This is a genomic window from Flavobacterium sp. (genome assembly GCF_032153895.1).
Taxonomy (GTDB): domain Bacteria; phylum Bacteroidota; class Bacteroidia; order Flavobacteriales; family Flavobacteriaceae; genus Flavobacterium.
This window is the reverse complement of record NZ_JALDYN010000040.1, coordinates 1-17664: the sequence shown is the minus strand read 5'-3', so window position 1 is coordinate 17664 and position 17664 is coordinate 1. Positions and strand designations below refer to the sequence as shown.

The 17664-nt window shown below is 39.6% G+C and carries 14 protein-coding genes and 1 tRNA gene; all 15 read left to right on the top strand.

Features of this window, described 5'->3' with window-relative positions; genetic code table 11:
- Positions 1-464 (top strand): PASTA domain-containing protein (locus RUH60_RS10700; RefSeq protein ID WP_313808163.1); only part of this gene is annotated, 464 nt, incomplete at its 5' end.
- Entirely contained in the window at positions 461-1924 is a 1464-nt protein-coding gene (locus RUH60_RS10695) for a UDP-N-acetylmuramoyl-L-alanyl-D-glutamate--2,6-diaminopimelate ligase (protein ID WP_313808161.1), read from the top strand. The genes RUH60_RS10700 and RUH60_RS10695, both read left to right, overlap by 4 nt.
- A 28-nt stretch (positions 1925-1952) precedes the next feature.
- Positions 1953-3176 (top strand): phospho-N-acetylmuramoyl-pentapeptide-transferase, encoded by a 1224-nt coding sequence (gene mraY / locus RUH60_RS10690; RefSeq protein WP_313808159.1) that lies wholly within the window; start codon positions 1953-1955, stop codon positions 3174-3176.
- Between the two features lies 1 nt (position 3177).
- Positions 3178-4509, top strand: a complete 1332-nt coding sequence (gene murD / locus RUH60_RS10685; RefSeq protein WP_313808157.1) for a UDP-N-acetylmuramoyl-L-alanine--D-glutamate ligase — start codon at positions 3178-3180, stop codon at positions 4507-4509.
- Between the two features lie 19 nt (positions 4510-4528).
- Complete coding sequence (locus RUH60_RS10680) at positions 4529-5854, top strand: FtsW/RodA/SpoVE family cell cycle protein (protein WP_313808156.1); 1326 nt, start codon at positions 4529-4531, stop codon at positions 5852-5854.
- Positions 5855-5870: 16 nt separating this feature from the next.
- The gene (gene murG / locus RUH60_RS10675; RefSeq protein WP_313808154.1) at positions 5871-6965 is read left to right on the top strand and encodes an undecaprenyldiphospho-muramoylpentapeptide beta-N-acetylglucosaminyltransferase; all 1095 of its coding nucleotides are present in this window, start codon (positions 5871-5873) and stop codon (positions 6963-6965) included.
- Between the two features lie 36 nt (positions 6966-7001).
- Positions 7002-8348, top strand: coding sequence for a UDP-N-acetylmuramate--L-alanine ligase (gene murC, locus RUH60_RS10670; protein ID WP_313808153.1), 1347 nt, complete (start codon positions 7002-7004; stop codon positions 8346-8348).
- Positions 8345-9067, top strand: a complete 723-nt coding sequence (locus tag RUH60_RS10665) for a cell division protein FtsQ (protein WP_313808151.1) — start codon at positions 8345-8347, stop codon at positions 9065-9067. The genes murC and RUH60_RS10665 overlap by 4 nt, the downstream gene beginning before the upstream one ends.
- 7 nt (positions 9068-9074) lie before the next feature.
- Positions 9075-10463: a cell division protein FtsA gene (ftsA, locus tag RUH60_RS10660; protein ID WP_313808149.1), complete on the top strand. Its 1389-nt coding sequence runs from the start codon at positions 9075-9077 to the stop codon at positions 10461-10463.
- A gap of 12 nt (positions 10464-10475) precedes the next feature.
- Positions 10476-12440, top strand: a complete 1965-nt coding sequence (gene ftsZ, locus RUH60_RS10655; RefSeq protein ID WP_313808147.1) for a cell division protein FtsZ — start codon at positions 10476-10478, stop codon at positions 12438-12440.
- 225 nt (positions 12441-12665) lie between these two features.
- Positions 12666-13112: a GatB/YqeY domain-containing protein gene (locus tag RUH60_RS10650; protein ID WP_313808145.1), complete on the top strand. Its 447-nt coding sequence runs from the start codon at positions 12666-12668 to the stop codon at positions 13110-13112.
- Between the two features lie 35 nt (positions 13113-13147).
- Positions 13148-13221 (top strand) — tRNA-Arg (locus RUH60_RS10645).
- Positions 13222-13466: 245 nt separating this feature from the next.
- Positions 13467-14300 carry a zinc-dependent peptidase gene (locus RUH60_RS10640; protein WP_313808143.1) on the top strand — a complete coding sequence of 278 codons (834 nt, stop codon included), beginning with the start codon at positions 13467-13469 and terminating at the stop codon, positions 14298-14300.
- 95 nt (positions 14301-14395) lie between these two features.
- Positions 14396-15457: an efflux RND transporter periplasmic adaptor subunit gene (locus RUH60_RS10635; protein ID WP_313808141.1), complete on the top strand. Its 1062-nt coding sequence runs from the start codon at positions 14396-14398 to the stop codon at positions 15455-15457.
- 6 nt (positions 15458-15463) lie between these two features.
- The coding region (locus RUH60_RS10630; protein WP_313808139.1) for an efflux RND transporter permease subunit at positions 15464-17664 on the top strand (2201 nt) is incomplete at its 3' end.

The following is a 17664-nucleotide window of genomic DNA, read 5'->3' as shown; positions in this document are numbered from 1 at the left end:
GAACAGCTCAAGTTGATTATCATAAGAAAAACGACGGTGGGATGTATTATGCTTCCTCGTTTGTAGGGTTCTTTCCTGCTGATGAGCCGAAATATTCTTGTGTTGTGGTGGTTCACAAGCCAAATAAATCAGCGGGTTATTACGGAGCCGATGTAGCCGGGCCGGTATTTAAACGAATTGCCCAAAAGATTTTCACGGATGTTCCGTCAACCAATGAAATCAAAAAGCTGGATGTTCGCTATAAAACACAAGAACAAAATTATGCACAGTATTACGATAAAGTGCAGAAGAAAGATAACCTGGTTCCCAATGTCAAAGGACTTTCAGGAATGGATGCTGTTGCAATTCTTGAAAATTACGGATTGAAAGTTAAAGTTGTCGGAACCGGAAAAGTGAAACAGCAATCGCTTACCGCTGGTCAGGTTTTTACCAAAAATCAAGTTATAACATTAGTATTATCGTGAAGGTTTTAAAAGACATATTATACAAAGTTGCCATCGAAGCCATCAAAGGTTCAACCGATGTGAACATCCATAAAATTGAATTTGATTCTCGAAAAGTGGCTCAAAACGATGTATTTGTAGCGATTAAAGGAACTGTTTCTGACGGACACGATTTCATTGAAAAAGCAATCGGTCTTGGAGCTACTGTAATTGTATGTGAAGTTATGCCAACGGTTGTTTCTGACGGAATAACTTATGTTCAAGTGGAGAATGCGAACAGTGCTTTAGCTTTTATGGCGGCTAATTTTTACGGAAATCCTTCCGAACATTTAAAGTTAGTCGGTGTAACCGGAACCAACGGAAAAACCACGATTGCTACGTTGTTGTATCAGTTGTTTAAAAATGCAGGATATAAAGTCGGATTGCTTTCTACTGTAAAAATTATGGTGGACGAAACCGAATACAAAGCCACGCATACGACACCTGATTCTTTAACCATCAATCATTATCTGAATGAAATGTTGGAGGGAGGCTGTGATTATTGCTTCATGGAAGTAAGTTCACATGGAATCCACCAGAAAAGAACCGAAGGATTACATTTTACCGGCGGAATTTTTACCAATCTGTCGCACGACCATTTAGACTATCACGACACTTTTGCGGAATACCGCGATGTGAAAAAACTTTTCTTCGATAATTTACCGAAAACTGCTTTTGCGATCACCAATATTGACGATAAAAACGGAGCTGTAATGCTTCAGAATACAAAGGCTAAAAAACTAACGTATGCTTTAAAATCGTACGCAGATTACAGAGCTCAGGTGTTGGAAAATCAATTGTCCGGTTTGTTGATGAAGATTAACGATCAGGAAGTTTGGGTTCGTTTAATCGGATCGTTCAATGCATATAATTTGTTGGCGATTTACGGAGCGGCAGTTCAATTAGGACTTGAAGAACAAGAAACGTTGCGTTTGCTAAGCGAGTTGGAAAGTGTTTCCGGAAGATTTCAGTTTATCGTTTCCGAATCCAAAATCACGGCAATAGTAGATTATGCACACACGCCGGATGCTTTAGAAAATGTATTGAAAACCATCGAAGACATCCGCACCAAAAACGAACAATTGATAACTGTTGTTGGTTGTGGTGGTGACCGAGATAAAACCAAGCGTCCAATTATGGCGAAAATTGCTTCCGAAATGAGTGATAAAGCCATTTTTACTTCTGATAATCCGAGAAGTGAAAACCCTGAAACCATTATTGAAGATATGGAGAAAGGCGTAGAAGGTCAGAATTTCAAAAAGACAATATCCATCATTGACAGAAAGCAAGCCATTAAAACCGCTTGCCAATTAGCGCAAAGCGGCGATATCATTTTAATTGCCGGAAAAGGGCACGAAACCTATCAGGAAATTCAAGGCGTTCGCTATGATTTTGACGATATGCAAATCGTACGTGAATTACTGGAACAACTGAATAAATAAGAACCAAAACCAACCAAAAATATAAAGTATGTTATACTATTTCTTTGAATATTTAAACCGAAGTCTGGATGTGCCTGGCACAGGAGTGTTTCAGTACATTACCTTCCGCTCCGGATTGGCGATTATTTTGTCGTTGATGATTTCTACCATTTACGGAAAACGCATCATCAATTATTTGAGAAAACAGCAAATCGGGGAAACGGTTCGTGAATTAGGCTTGGAAGGACAAACGCAAAAAGCAGGGACACCAACCATGGGTGGAATTATCATCATCATTTCGACGTTGATTCCGGTGTTGTTGTTGGCGAAATTGGATAATATTTACATTATTTTACTGATTGTGACTACACTTTGGATGGGAACGATTGGTTTTATTGACGATTACATCAAAATCTTCAAAAAAGACAAAGAAGGTTTAAAAGGAAAATTCAAGGTTATTGGTCAGGTTGGATTAGGATTGATCGTGGGTTCGGTTTTGTATTTCCATCCTGGAGTTACTGTAAGAACGGATACTTCTACAACTGATATTTTCAAAGAAGGAACTGTAATTACTGAGGTTGCCAAGGAAGAAAAATCGACAGCTACAACCATTCCTTTCTTCAAAAACAACGAATTCGATTATGCTGAAATTTTGGCTTGGGCAGGAGACGATTATCAGGATTACGCTTGGTTGATTTTCATTCCGGTTGTAATTTTTATTATCACAGCGGTTTCCAACGGAGCTAATTTAACAGATGGAATTGACGGTTTGGCTGCGGGAACTTCAGCTATTTCAGTGCTGACACTCGGAATTTTCGCCTTCGTTTCCGGAAATATCATTTTCTCAAATTATCTGAACATCATGTACATCCCCAATTCGGGTGAAATGACCATTTATATTGCAGCTTTTGTTGGATCGCTCATCGGTTTCCTTTGGTACAACGCCTATCCGGCATCTGTGTTTATGGGAGATACCGGAAGTTTGACTATTGGAGGAATTATCGCGGTTTTAGCCATCGCTGTTCGTAAAGAATTATTGATTCCGGTATTGTGTGGAATCTTCTTAGCTGAAAATTTATCGGTTGTACTTCAAGTAGCTTATTTCAAGTACACCAAGAAGAAATTTGGTGAAGGACGCCGCATTTTCTTAATGTCGCCGTTGCACCATCATTACCAGAAAAAAGGCTATCACGAAAGTAAAATCGTAACCCGATTCTGGATTGTAGCCATCTTGTTAGCAATCTTTTCATTAGTATCCCTTAAACTGAGATAATATGAGGTTAGTGGTTTTAGGTGGAGGAGAAAGCGGTGTCGGAACCGCCATTCTCGGAAAGAAAAAAGGATATGAGGTTTTTGTTTCGGATTTCGGAGAAATTAAAAACAATTACAAAGAAGTGCTTATCCTGAATCAGATTCCTTGGGAAGAAAAACAACACACCGAAGAGTTGATTCTCAATGCCGACGTAGTGATGAAAAGTCCCGGGATTCCAGACAAATCACCAATTGTAAAGCAACTGAAAAAAAACAACGTTCCTATCATTTCTGAAATTGAATTTGCCAACGAATTTACCGAAGTTGTCACAGTCGGAATCACCGGAAGCAACGGAAAAACCACTACCACAATGCTAACGCATCATTTGCTAAAACAAGGTCAGATGAATGTGGGAATTGCTGGAAACATCGGGAAAAGTTACGCTTGGCAGATTTCTGAAAATAAGTACGAAGCTTATGTTTTGGAGCTGAGCAGTTTTCAGTTAGACGGAATTGTAGATTACAAACCGCATATCGCTGTCATGACTAATATTAGCCCGGATCATTTAGACCGATACAATTACGATTATGATTTGTACATCGCGGCCAAATTCAGAATCACTAAAAACCAAACCGAAGACGATTATTTTATCTACGATGCCGACGACGAAGCTATCGTGAAATGGTTATCCGAAAATAAAATTAGAGCTAAAAAAGTTCCTTTTTCCTTGACGCAGGAATTTACAGAAGGCGCTTTTGTGAAAAATAACAACATCAACATCATCATAAACAACGAAGAATTTACCATGCCAATCAACGACTTATCACTACAAGGAAAGCACAATGTTAAAAACGCTATGGCGGCTACAACGGTTGCTCAGTTAATGCGAATCCGTAAAGAAACGATTCGTGAAAGCTTGTCCAATTTCCAAGGTGTAGAGCATCGTTTGGAAAAGGTGTTGAAAATTCAGAATGTTCAGTACATCAACGATTCGAAAGCAACTAACGTGAATGCTACTTTCTTTGCTTTGGATTCGATGATTACACCAACTGTTTGGATTGTTGGTGGCGTTGATAAAGGAAACGATTATACTGAACTGATGCCATTAGTGCGCGAAAAAGTGAAAAGCATCATATGTCTTGGTGTTGATAATGCAAAAATCGTTGAAGCTTTTGGCGATGTGGTCGATACTTTAGTGGAAACAACAAGCATGACAGAAGCCGTGAAAATTGCACAACGCATGGCTGAAAAAGGCGATACCGTTTTGTTGTCACCAGCTTGTGCCAGTTTCGATTTGTTCGAAAATTACGAAGACCGTGGAAAGCAGTTCAAAAACGCGGTACAAAATTTATAAGATTTAAAATACAGTAAGAATGAAGCAATTGTTAAACAGTTTAAAAGGAGACAAAGGAATCTGGGCGTTTGTAGCGTTGCTGGCCCTATTCTCGTTTATGCCTGTTTTCAGTGCGAGTTCGAACTTGGTGTATGTAGTTGGGAAAGGTTCTATCGTGGGCTATTTGTTCAAACACCTCATTCATATTTCTTTGGGATTTTTGATCGTGTTCATGATCCACCGATTGCCTTACCATAAATTTAAAGCCATTTCCTGGATTGCCGTACCGATTGTGGCAGTATTGTTGCTCTACACTTTAGCAAAAGGAAATACCATTGGAGGAGCAAATGCCAGCCGTTGGGTGCAAATTCCGTTTACCGGATTTACGTTTCAGCCGTCGTCGTTGGCGTTTATCGCTTTGATGGTTTATGTGGCGCGTTATTTGTCGAAGATTGAAACCAAAGAATATACTTTTAAATCGTCAGCAGTTGAATTATGGTTGCCGGTTTTTACTATAATTGGTTTAATTTTGCCGGCCAATTTCTCGACAGCAGCCTTAATGTTCAGCATGGTTTGTATGTTGGTTTTTGTTGGGAAATACAAGTTGCAATATCTTTTTTCTGTAATCGGAATGGGAATTGCAGCGCTTTTGATGTTCTTTTTGGTAGCGAAAGCCTTTCCGGGAAATAAGTTGACAAGTCGTGTAGATACTTGGATGAGCCGTATCGAACGCTTTACTTCCGATGCGCCGGATGAAGATGTATACCAGATTGAAAACGCTAAAATTGCTATTGCATCCGGAGGAATTTACGGTTTAGGACCAGGGAAAAGTGTGCAGAAAAACTTTTTACCACAATCCTCTTCCGATTTCATCTTCGCGATTATTGTAGAAGAATACGGTTTGGTAGGAGGAATAGGGATATTGTTTTTATACATGATGCTGTTCTTCCGATTTTTGGTAACCGCACATAAAGCACCGTCATTGTTTGGTAAATTATTAATCGTCGGATTAGGTTTTCCACTCATCTTTCAGGCGTTGATTAATATGGGAGTTGCCGTGGAATTATTGCCAACAACCGGGCAAACCTTGCCGTTAATCAGTAGCGGAGGAACCTCGATTTGGATGACTTGTGTTTCCATCGGAATCATTTTAAGTGTCACCAAAAAAGAAGAAGAAATGGCCGAAATCGAAGCTGAAAGCAAATTGCGAGAAGAAGCCTTACAACGAATCATTGACCGAGAAGTTACTGCCGAAATGGAGCGCAACAACGATATCGAAGAAATAATTGAAAAAGTAAAAAAAGAAGATAACTATTCCATAGAAGATGATTCGGATAATCCGATGAATGCGGTTTTTGGGAAATAGTGAAAAGTGTAAAGTAATGAAAAACAATCCAAAATTTATCATCAGCGGCGGCGGAACCGGCGGGCACATTTACCCGGCGATTGCGATTGCGAACGAATTGAAAAATCGTTTCCCGAAAGCTGATATTCTTTTTGTGGGCGCCAGCGATAAAATGGAAATGCAGAAAGTTCCACAAGCCGGTTACCCAATCAAAGGGTTGTGGATTGCCGGAATTCAACGCAAATTGACATTGCAAAACGCTATGTTTCCATTGAAGCTAATGTCAAGTTTGTCAAAATCATTCGGAATTTTAAGAAGCTTCAAGCCTGATGTGGTAATCGGAACCGGAGGATTTGCAAGTGGAGCCGTGCTGAAAGTCGCTTCCATGATGGGTACGCCAACGGTTATTCAGGAGCAGAATTCCTACCCAGGCATCACCAATAAATTATTGAGTAAGAAAGCGAATAAAATTTGTGTGGCTTACGAAAATCTGGAGCGTTTCTTTCCAAAAGAAAATGTGATTTTAACTGGAAACCCGGTGCGTCAGGATTTGATTTCCGTTAATGATAAAAAATCGGAAGCTGTTGCTTATTTCAAGTTGGATGCTTCCAAAAAAACACTGTTGGTTTTAGGTGGAAGTTTAGGAGCAAGACGCGTTAACCAACTTATTGCAAAAGAACTTGATTTTCTGTTGTCTCAAAATATTCAGATTATCTGGCAATGCGGAAAATTATATTTTGACGAATACCAACATTTCAACGATAAAGAAAATGTTCAGGTATTGTCATTTATCGACAGAATGGATTTGGTGTATGCAGCAGCCGATGTAGTGATTTCCCGTTCCGGTGCATCTTCCGTTTCAGAATTGTGTATCGTCGGAAAACCAGTGATTTTCATTCCGTCGCCAAACGTAGCCGAAGATCATCAAACCAAAAATGCCAAAGCCATCGTAGATAGAAACGGTGCTATTTTATTAAAAGAATCGGAATTGGACACTCAATTTGAAACTGTTTTTCAGGATTTAATTTCCAGTGAAGCCAAACAAAACGAATTGAGTCAAAATATAAAACAGTTAGCCTTGCCTAACGCAACAAAAGATATCGTTGACGAGATTGTAAAATTGATTAAGTAAAATTTTGCTACTCGGTAACTGAACAACTTTAAAAGTATGAACCTGAATCAAATACATAACGTTTATTTCATCGGAATCGGAGGCATCGGAATGAGTGCTTTGGCGCGCTATTTCAAATTCATTGGAAAGAATGTTGCCGGATACGATAAAACACCAACGCACCTAACCGAAGAGTTGGAGCAGGAAGGTATTCAAATTCATTTCGAGGACGATATTGCATTAATTGGTCAGGACTATTTGAACAAAGAAAATACCTTGGTGGTAATTACACCAGCAGTTCCGAAACATCATACCGAATGGAATTACTTTTTGGATAACGGTTTCGTTGTAAAAAAACGTGCCGAAGTTTTAGGAATTATTACAAAAGACACGTTCTGTTTCGCTGTAGCCGGAACCCACGGAAAAACCACAACGTCGAGTATTTTAGGACATATTTTATACGAAAGTGGAGCCGATGTGCCTTCCTTTTTAGGTGGAATCGTTGAAAATTACAATTCCAATTTAATCGGAAAAGGAAAAACGGTAACCGTAGTGGAAGCCGATGAATTCGATCGTTCGTTCCTACATTTGCACCCGAATATCGCATGTGTAACTTCCATGGACGCTGATCATTTGGATATCTACGGCGACAAAGCGTCAATTGAAGCTTCCTTCGTTGAATTCGCGAATAAAGTGGAAGACAAATCGAAGTTGTTCGTGGTAAACGGATTGCCGTTAGAAGCGATCACTGTCGGTGTAAACGACGATTCAAAATTCGTTGCTAAAAACATAAGAATAGAAGATGGCTGGTATGTTTTCGATGTAGAAACACCAACTGAAACAATACAGAATTTGAAATTCGGTCTGCCTGGCAGACATAACCTGACTAATGCTTTACTGGCTTTAGCGATGGCAAAAACATTTGGCACCCCAACGGAGGCTATTGCTAAAGCTTTTTTATCATTTCAGGGTGTTCGTCGCCGATTTTCGTTTCAGATTCGCCAACCGGAATTTGTGTATATCGATGATTATGCACACCATCCGACAGAAATCAATGCGGTACATCAGGCGGTTCGTGAGTTGTATCCGGGTAAAAAAGTGTTGGCAGTGTTTCAGCCACATTTGTTTAGTAGAACCCGTGATTTTGCTGATGATTTTGCCAAAAGTTTATCACAATTCGACGAAGTGTTTTTAATGGAAATTTATCCTGCGCGAGAATTGCCAATGGAAGGAATTACTTCAAGTTGGTTGTTGGATAAAATGACGAATGACAACAAAAAACTGGTTCAAAAAGACGAATTGATTGCTTTGATGCAAGCGTCTGATACTCCGGTAGTTGTAACCATTGGGGCCGGCGATGTAGGAGAAATGGTTCCGCAGATTAAAAAAGCCTTATTGCGATGAGAAAAATTAAGTGGACAGACGTACGTTTAATGCTCATGATTGCGGTCATGATTTTTCTGTATGCGTTTTCCACAGCGCGAAATGAAGTGCGAAAAATCGTTAAAACAGATGTTGCATTTACGGGAGAAAACAACCCTTTTGTGACACATGAAACGGTTAATAACTTGTTAATACAAAATTTTAACGGGGCTTCCAGTATCCGAAAAGATAAATTAGATTTGAATAGTTTAGAGCGTACTCTCGACAACAATAAAATGATTGAAAAAGCAGAGGTGTACGCAACGATAGACGGAACCTTAAAAGCGCTCGTTACACAAAAGACCCCAATCGCAAGAGTTAGCAGTGAAAAAGGAACATATTATATTGACTATCAAGGAGAAGAGATGCCGCTTTCTGATAATTATGCAGCAAGAGTGCCGCTTCTTTCGGGGGAAATAGAAGAAGAAAAAAGAACGGGATTGATCGAAGTTTTTCAGAAAATCAACGATGATGATTTCTTGAAAAAGAACATTACCGGTGTTCAGATTTTGCCGACGGGAAGTTTGATGATGACGGTTAGAGATTATGAGTATCGGATTCTTTTTGGGAAAACGATTAATGTTGATAAAAAGTTTGGAAATTATAAAGCCTTCTATCAACACGCTTTGAAAGATACCTTGATTGGAAATTATAAGTTGATTAATTTGAAGTTTACACAACAGGTTGTGTGCACCAAATAGAGTAAAAATGGAAAAAGAAAGTATTGCAGTAGGATTAGACATCGGAACCACAAAAATTGTGGCGATGATCGGCAAGAAAAATGAGTACGGAAAATTGGAAATTTTAGGCGTTGGAAAATCCAAAAGCCTTGGTGTGGCACGCGGTGTAGTGAATAATATTACGCAGACAATTCAGTCGATTCAGCAGGCGATTATCGATGCTGAAGCAGATTCAGGATATAAAATCAACGATGTGGTGGTTGGTATTGCCGGTCAGCACATCAGAAGTATCCAGCATAGCGATTATATCAGTCGTCCGAATCCGGAAGAAGTGATTGGTGATGCTGATATCGACATGTTAATCAATCAGGTGCACAAATTGGCGATGCTGCCAGGTGAGGAAATCATTCACGTGTTGCCGCAGGAATTTAAAATCGACGGACAATCCGAAATCAAAGAGCCAATCGGAATGTACGGAGGTAGATTAGAAGCAAGTTTTCACGTAGTTGTGGGACAGGCATCTTCTATCAGAAACGTTGGTCGTTGTATCAAGAGTTCCGGATTAGATTTGTCCGGATTGACGTTAGAGCCTTTAGCTTCAGCTGATGCCGTTTTAAGTCAGGAAGAAAAAGAGGCAGGAGTTGCCTTAATTGATATCGGAGGCGGAACAACAGATTTGGCTATCTTCAAAGACGGAATCATTCGTCATACAGCAGTTGTGCCTTTCGGCGGAAATGTGATTACAGAAGACATCAAAGAAGGTTGTTCAATCATCGAAAAACAGGCAGAGTTGTTGAAAGTGAAATTCGGTTCAGCTTGGCCTGGTGAAAATAAAGACAACGAAATTGTTTCCATTCCTGGATTGCGAGGTCGTGAACCAAAAGAAATTTCGTTGAAGAACTTGTCGAAAATCATCCACGCGCGTGTTGTGGAAATCATTGAGCAGGTTTTTGCCGAAATCAAAGCTTACGGACACGAAGATCCAAGAAAAAAATTGATTGCAGGAATTGTGTTAACCGGAGGAGGTTCGCAATTACAACATATTAAACAATTGGTGGAATACATCACCGGAATGGATACCAGAATTGGATATCCGAATGAGCATTTAGCCGGAAATTCCGATGAAGAAATTTCAAGCCCGATGTACGCAACCGCAGTTGGTTTAGTGATGAACAGCATCCGAAACAATACTAAGAGTGCGACACCATTTGTTGAAATGAAACAACCTGAGCCGAAAATTGAGATGAAGCCGCAGGTAGTTTACGAACACATTGAAGATGAAGAGGTATTTGAACAAGCCAAACCTGAAGAAAAAAGACCCGTTGTGGAGATGGAATCCACAGGAGATAAAATCAAAAGAGGCTTTTTTGATAAATACATAGACAAGATTAAAGAATTTTTAGATAACGCAGAATAAAACCGATACAGTATGGAAAGCAACAACGAATTTGGAAATATTTCATTTGATTTGCCTAAAAACCAATCCAATGTAATTAAAGTTATTGGTGTAGGTGGTGGTGGTAGTAATGCCATCAATCACATGTTTAGACAAGGAATCGTAGGAGTGGATTTCGTAATCTGTAATACCGATTCTCAAGCGTTACAAAACAGTCCGGTGCCTAACAAAATTCAGTTGGGAATTGACTTAACCGAAGGTCTTGGAGCAGGAGCAAACCCTGAAGTAGGACAGCAATCGGCATTGGAAAGTATTGAAGAAATCGAAAAAATGTTGGACAGCAACACCAAGATGATTTTCATCACAGCCGGTATGGGTGGTGGAACCGGAACTGGTGCTGCTCCTGTAATTGCTCAATTGGCGAAAGAACGCGATATTTTAACTGTAGGTATCGTTACTATTCCGTTCCAATTTGAAGGTAAAGTGCGTTCAGAGCAAGCGTTGCAAGGAGTTGAAAGACTGCGTAAACATGTCGATTCTTTAATCGTTATCAACAACAATAAATTAAGGGAAGTATACGGAAACTTAGGATTCAAATCTGGGTTCTCCAAAGCGGATGAAGTGTTAGCTACAGCTTCACGTGGTATTGCGGAAGTAATTACCAACCACTACGCGTTAAACATCGATTTACGTGATGCGAAAACTGTATTATCCAACAGTGGAACCGCAATTATGGGATCGGCTACAGCGTCTGGTGAAAACCGTGCGAAAGATGCGATTGTATCAGCTTTAGATTCTCCTTTATTGAATGACAACAAGATTACGGGTGCTAAAAACGTATTATTGTTAATCGTTTTCGGAACCAACGAAATCACGATGGACGAAATGGGTGAAATCAACGATTACATCCAGGCAGAAGCAGGCTTCAGCGCTAATATTATTATGGGAGCTGGCGAAGATGAATCTCTTGGCGAAGCAGTTTCCGTAACAGTAATCGCTACTGGTTTCAACGTGGAACAACAAGCCGGAATTGTAAATTCAGAACCGAAGAAAATCATTCATACCTTAGAAGGAGAACAAAAATTAGTTCAGGATTTGACGCAGAAACCAATGGCGCCAGCTTTTGATTTTGCTCCGATTTCAGAGGAAGTAACAGCTGAACCAGTTGTTGCAGAAGTAACGCCTGTTAACGATGAAAAAATCGTTTTTTCCTTAGAGGAGGAAGTGGAAGTTGAAGAAAAAAAGCCAATCGCTGAAGTAGATTTAATTCCTACTTCGGAGTTTATCAATAATTTAGACGTTTTCTTTGAAATCGTTTCTCCGGTAAAAGAAGAGCCGAAGTTTGAAATCAAAGACATTCGTGAAATCGAAGTTTTCGGTGCCGAAATCGTTATGCCGGAAGTAAAAGAAGTTCAAGAGCAGATTGCTTTTTCATTTGACTTGACCAATGGCGGTGTTTCTACTAACGACGATCGTTTGGTGTTCGACTTAACAGAAGAAACTCGCGAAATGAAAGTAACAGAGCCTGTACAAGTGGTTCCGGTTACCGAAGTGAACGAAACAGGGGTAGTACGTTATTCTTTAGACGATTATTTGGAAAAAGAAAACGAATTGATGGCTTCAAAACCGGTTGCGGAAGTGAAAGAAGAGCCAATCGCTCCGGAATTGGACATCACCATGAAAAAATCGGAAGAGTCAGTTACGCAAACAACTACTTCATTCGACGATATTTCACCGGTTGAAATGACCATCGAAGAAACCCTTCGCGTTCGTGCCGAAGAGCGTAAAAGAAAAATGAAAGAGTTCAATTATAAGTTCAACAACAGCGCATCTCGTGTTAATGAATTAGAGCGCGAGCCGGCTTATAAAAGAATGGGAGTAGATTTAAATGCATCTACCATCGACAATAGCAAATCGCGTATGTCTTTAGGAACAGACAGCAACGACGACATTCAGTTGCGTTCTAACAATTCCTTTTTACACGACAACGTCGATTAACTAAACCAAATAGAGAAACCTTTAACCCGAAGCAGTAATGTTTCGGGTTATTTTTTTATATTCGCAAAGCAAAAAATGAATGGATTTGGAGCGAGAGGACAGTTTGTGTCAGCAAGCCATTTTCCCGCCATTCGCTCTACAAGGTGCCACTACTGTCGGGGCTAGTTGGGAGACCATTTTTATTTTTGCAATCGAATTCAAGTAACCGAATAAACAAATACAGATATGAGTTTAGGAGCAAAAATCATGGATGAAATGAAAACCGCCATGAAAGCAAAAGATACCGTAGCATTAGAAGCATTACGCGCGATTAAATCAGAAATTTTGTTGGCACAAACTTCGGCTAGCGGTGGTGATTTAACGGCTGAAGATGAAATTAAATTGCTTCAGAAACTGGTTAAACAGCGTAAAGACAGCGCCACAATTTTCAGTGAGCAAGGCCGTGCAGATTTAGCAGAACCGGAATTGGCTCAAGTTGCCGTAATCGAAAAATTCTTGCCAGCCCAATTATCCGAAGCTGAAGTAGAAGCAATCATAGCTAAAATTATCACAACAACAGGAGCTTCAGGAATGGCAGCAATGGGACAAGTAATGGGACAGGCTTCCAAAGAATTAGCCGGTCAAGCTGATGGGAAAACCATTTCCACCATTGTTAAAAAATTATTAGCATAACTCTTTGATGAGCTACTTCAGGTAGTTCGTCAACCGGCCTCGTAGTTCAACTGGATAGAATATCAGATTTCGGCTCTGAGGGTTGGGGGTTCGAACCCCTCCGAGGTCACGAATAAATAAAACATAAGCAAAAATGTCCAAGCTTGCTTGAGTATTTTTGTGTTGTTTTTATTTTCAAAGCGGAGCTTTGTAGGGGAAGACGTAGTCAGCCCCTTTTAGAAGCAAAAATGTCCAAGCAAGCTTGAGTATTTTTGTGTTGTTTTTTATTTTCAAAGCGGAGCTTTGTATGGGGAGACATAGTCATCAACTCCTCCATTGTTACAAATTTAGCCTTAAATCGAAGTAATTTCTTGTATGGAAGAAGAAGCAATTCCGGTGTTAATACTTTTAGCAGCTATTGTATTAGTAGCCATCGTACTGATTCTTTTTTTTGCCACTATTTTTACTTTTTTCGAGTTTGTTTACGGGCGACTGTTTTACAAGCCTTTCTTTGTGCATTGGTACCGTTCTTTAAAAACGTTGCCTAACAAGAAGTTTGAAATTCTTTTTAATGAAGTCCCGTATTACAGAAAGTTAAGACCAAGAAAAAGGAGTTATTTTGAACATCGCGTAGCCTCATTTATTGAGCGTTATGAGTTCATCGGGAAAGAAGGTTTTGAAGTCGATGAACGTGCAAAAGTGTTAATCGCAGCGACTTATGTTCAGTTGACTTTTGGGATGCGTTTATACCTGTATCCCGTTTTTGATAAAGTGATTGTTTTTCCATCCATTTATTATTCTAATATCAGCGAAGCGTATCACAAAGGTGAATTTAATCCGATGTTGAAAGCTGTCGTGTTTTCGTGGGAAGATTTTCAACAGGGCTTACATTATAACAACGACAATTTGAATTTGGGTTTGCATGAATTTGCTCATGTACTCAATTTTCAGGGCTTACGCAGTGAAGATGCCAGTTCTTTGATTTTTGCCCGTTTCTTCAATCAGATTCGAATGGAATGCAATCATGGTCCTAATCGCGAAAAACTGATGAATTCCGGTTATTTTAGAGAGTATGCCTATACCAACGATTTCGAATTTATCGCGGTAGTTTTAGAACATTTCTTTGAAACCCCTAAAGAATTTAAAACAGAATTTCCCGAATTGTATTACTTGGTTAAGCGCATGATTAATTACAAGGAAGCTGCCTAAAATTTTGTTAAAAAACAGATTTTGGGGTGTTTATGAAGTAGCTTTGTTTAAACCAAATCTAATTTATATAGTCATACAGCTACCAAGTACACTTTATGAAGCCAAAATACATAATTTACGCACTTCTGTCTTTAGTTTTAGGCGGAATGATTTACTACAGAATTTCTGAAAATAGCGCCAAAGACGGAGCCGGAAAAGGCAAAGGAGCAGGTGATAAAAAACCCGCTAAGGTTACAGGAATCATTTTAAAACCCCAAATTTTTTCGGACAATTTATCATTATCGGGTTCTATTGATGCGAACGAGCAGGTTGAAATCCGAAGTGAAGTTTCCGGAGTGGTGGAAAGCATCAATTTTGAAGAAGGAAGCCACGTCGCACAAGGACAATTACTTTTTAAAATAAACGATTTAGAATTACGGGCGCAACTTTCCCAAGCTAAGACCAAACAAACATTAGCTTCCGAAAATGAAAGAAGAGCCAGACTTTTACTGGAGAAAGAAGCTATCAGTCAGGAAGAATACGACATCGCCAGCGCAGATTTCAGAACCACAAAAGCCCAAACACAACTGATTCAGACACAAATTGCTAAAACCTTTGTTCGTGCGCCTTTTTCAGGTAAAATCGGTTTGCGTTCCATTTCAAAAGGAACTTATGTAACACCAACGGCTGTTGTGGCTAATTTAGTTAATACAAGTCAGGTTAAAATCACGTTTTCGATTCCTGAAAAATATGCCGGTCAAATGAAAGTCGGTACGCCAATTTCATTTACAATTGCTGGTTCCAAAGAGAATTATTCCGCAAAAATTTATGCTATTGAACCAGGTATTGAAGTAACGACAAGAACATTGAAAATGCGTGCTACAGCTTCAAATGCCGGTGGGAAACTGATTCCGGGAACTTTTGCGAACATTGCTTTGCCATTGGATAAAATTAATGATGCGTTATTGGTGCCGACAGAAGCATTAATTCCGGTTCAGAACGGAAAGAAAATCTTTATTGCCGAAAACGGGAAAGCCAAAGAAATAATGGTGGAAACGGGAGCCAGAACCGATAAAGATGTATTGGTTATAACCGGTTTAAAAGCCGGAGATACGGTACTTACCAGTGGAGTAATGACTTTGAAAGACGGTTCGCCGGTTCAAGTAAAACTTAAGTAAGCAGCTATGAGTTTATCTACCACAAGTATCAAACGACCGGTTTTGACAATCGTGTTGAACCTCATGTTGATTCTCTTCGGAATTATCGGGTTTACTTTTTTAGGCGTTCGCGAATTTCCATCGATTGATCCGGCTCAGATTTCGGTTCAGACCAATTATTCTGGTGCGAACGCGGATATTATCGAATCCCAAATTACAGAGCCGTTAGAAAAAGCTATCAATTCCATTGATGGTATTCGAAATATTTCCTCTTCAAGCAGTCAAGGAAGAAGCAACATTAGTATTGAGTTTAATCTTGATAAAAATCTGGAAGAAGCGGCCAATGATGTTCGGGATAAAGTATCACAAGCTGTTCGCAGTTTGCCTCAGGATATTGATGCGCCACCGGTAGTTTCCAAAGCCGATGCTGATTCGGAACCCATTATTACGATGACGGTTCAGAGTGATAATAAGAATGTTTTAGAGCTTTCCGATTATGCTGATAATGTACTTTCACAGCGTTTACAGACGATTCCGGGTGTAAGTAGTGTCCAGATTTGGGGCTTGCGAAAATACGCCATGCGTTTGTGGATTGATCCTGTAAAACTGGCTTCTTATGGTTGTACTGTAGCTGATGTACGAACGGCGTTAAGTCAGCAAAATGTGGAATTGCCATCAGGAAAACTGACGGGAGCCAATACCGAATTGACCGTTAAAACCATCGGAAATTTATCTACCGAAGAAGAGTTTAACAACATCATCATAAAAGCCGAAGGCGACAAAATTGTTCGTTTAAGCGATATCGGAAATGCTGCTTTGGAAGCTGAAAATCTGGAAACCAAACTATCTGATTCCGGGCAGCCAATGGTCGGTATGGCGATTATTCCGCAGCCCGGCACGAACTATCTGGATATTGCCGAGAAATTTTACGAGCAATACGAACAACTTCAGAAAGATTTACCAAAAGATTTTAAATTAAATATCGCTATTGATAATACGGTTTTTGTAAAGAAAGCAGTAACAGAAGTAGCTGAAACCCTGTTGATTTCCATCATTTTGGTGGTCTTGATTATTTACGCATTCTTCAGAGATTGGGCGATTGCATTCCGACCGTTAATTGACATTCCCGTTTCGTTGATTGCGACCTTTTTCATTATGTATTTATGCGGATTCTCGGTTAACGTTTTAACGTTGCTGGCCATCGTTTTAGCAACAGGATTAGTAGTAGATGACGGAATTGTAGTGACCGAAAACATTTTCAAAAAAGTAGAAGAAGGCATGACGCCGATTGAAGCCGCTATTAAAGGCTCTAATGAAATTTTCTTTGCAGTAATATCCATTTCGATTACGTTGGCGGCCGTGTTTTTACCGGTAATTTTCTTGGAAGGATTTGTCGGACGTTTGTTCCGTGAATTTGGTGTTGTGATTGGTGCAGCAGTACTGATATCGGCCGTTGTTTCTTTGACATTGACACCGATGCTGAATGCTTATCTGATGAAAGGTGGCGAACAGAAAAAATCGAAATTCTACAATTTGACCGAGCCATATTTCGAAAAAATGAATAGTGGTTATGCCGATGCCCTGACTCGTTTCATGAAGAAAAAATGGTTGAGTTTTCCAATACTATTTGTTTGTTTCGGATTGATTTACTTGTTTTTTAATGTACTTCAAAAAGAAACCGCTCCGTATGATGACCGAAGTTTTATCGGAGTAAATGTTACTGCTCCCGAAGGCGCATCGTACGATTACATGGATCGTTTTATGAACGAATTGACCGAACTGATTAACGATTCCATTCCGGAGAAAAAAGTAAGTTTGATTATTACTTCACCAGGTTTTGGTTCGTCTTCCGTAAACAGCGGACGTGCCCGAATTGCTTTGGTACAACCGGGAGAAAGAGAAGTTAAACAGAAGGAAATTGCTGAAAATCTTACCAAATGGACCAAACAATATTCTGAAGCTAAAATCAATGTTTCCGAATCACCAACGATTGCGGTAAACCGTCGTGGCGGAATGCCAATTCAGTTCGTAATTCAAGCGCCAAATTTTAAAAAATTGGAAGAAAAAATTCCGGTTTTTATGGATGAAGTGGCAGATGATCCAACATTTTCTAATTCGGATGTAAATTTGAAATTCAACAAGCCGGAAGTGTATGTAACAATCGATCGTGAGAAAGCACAAAGTTTAGGTGTTTCTATAATTGATGTCGCACAAACGCTACAGCTTTC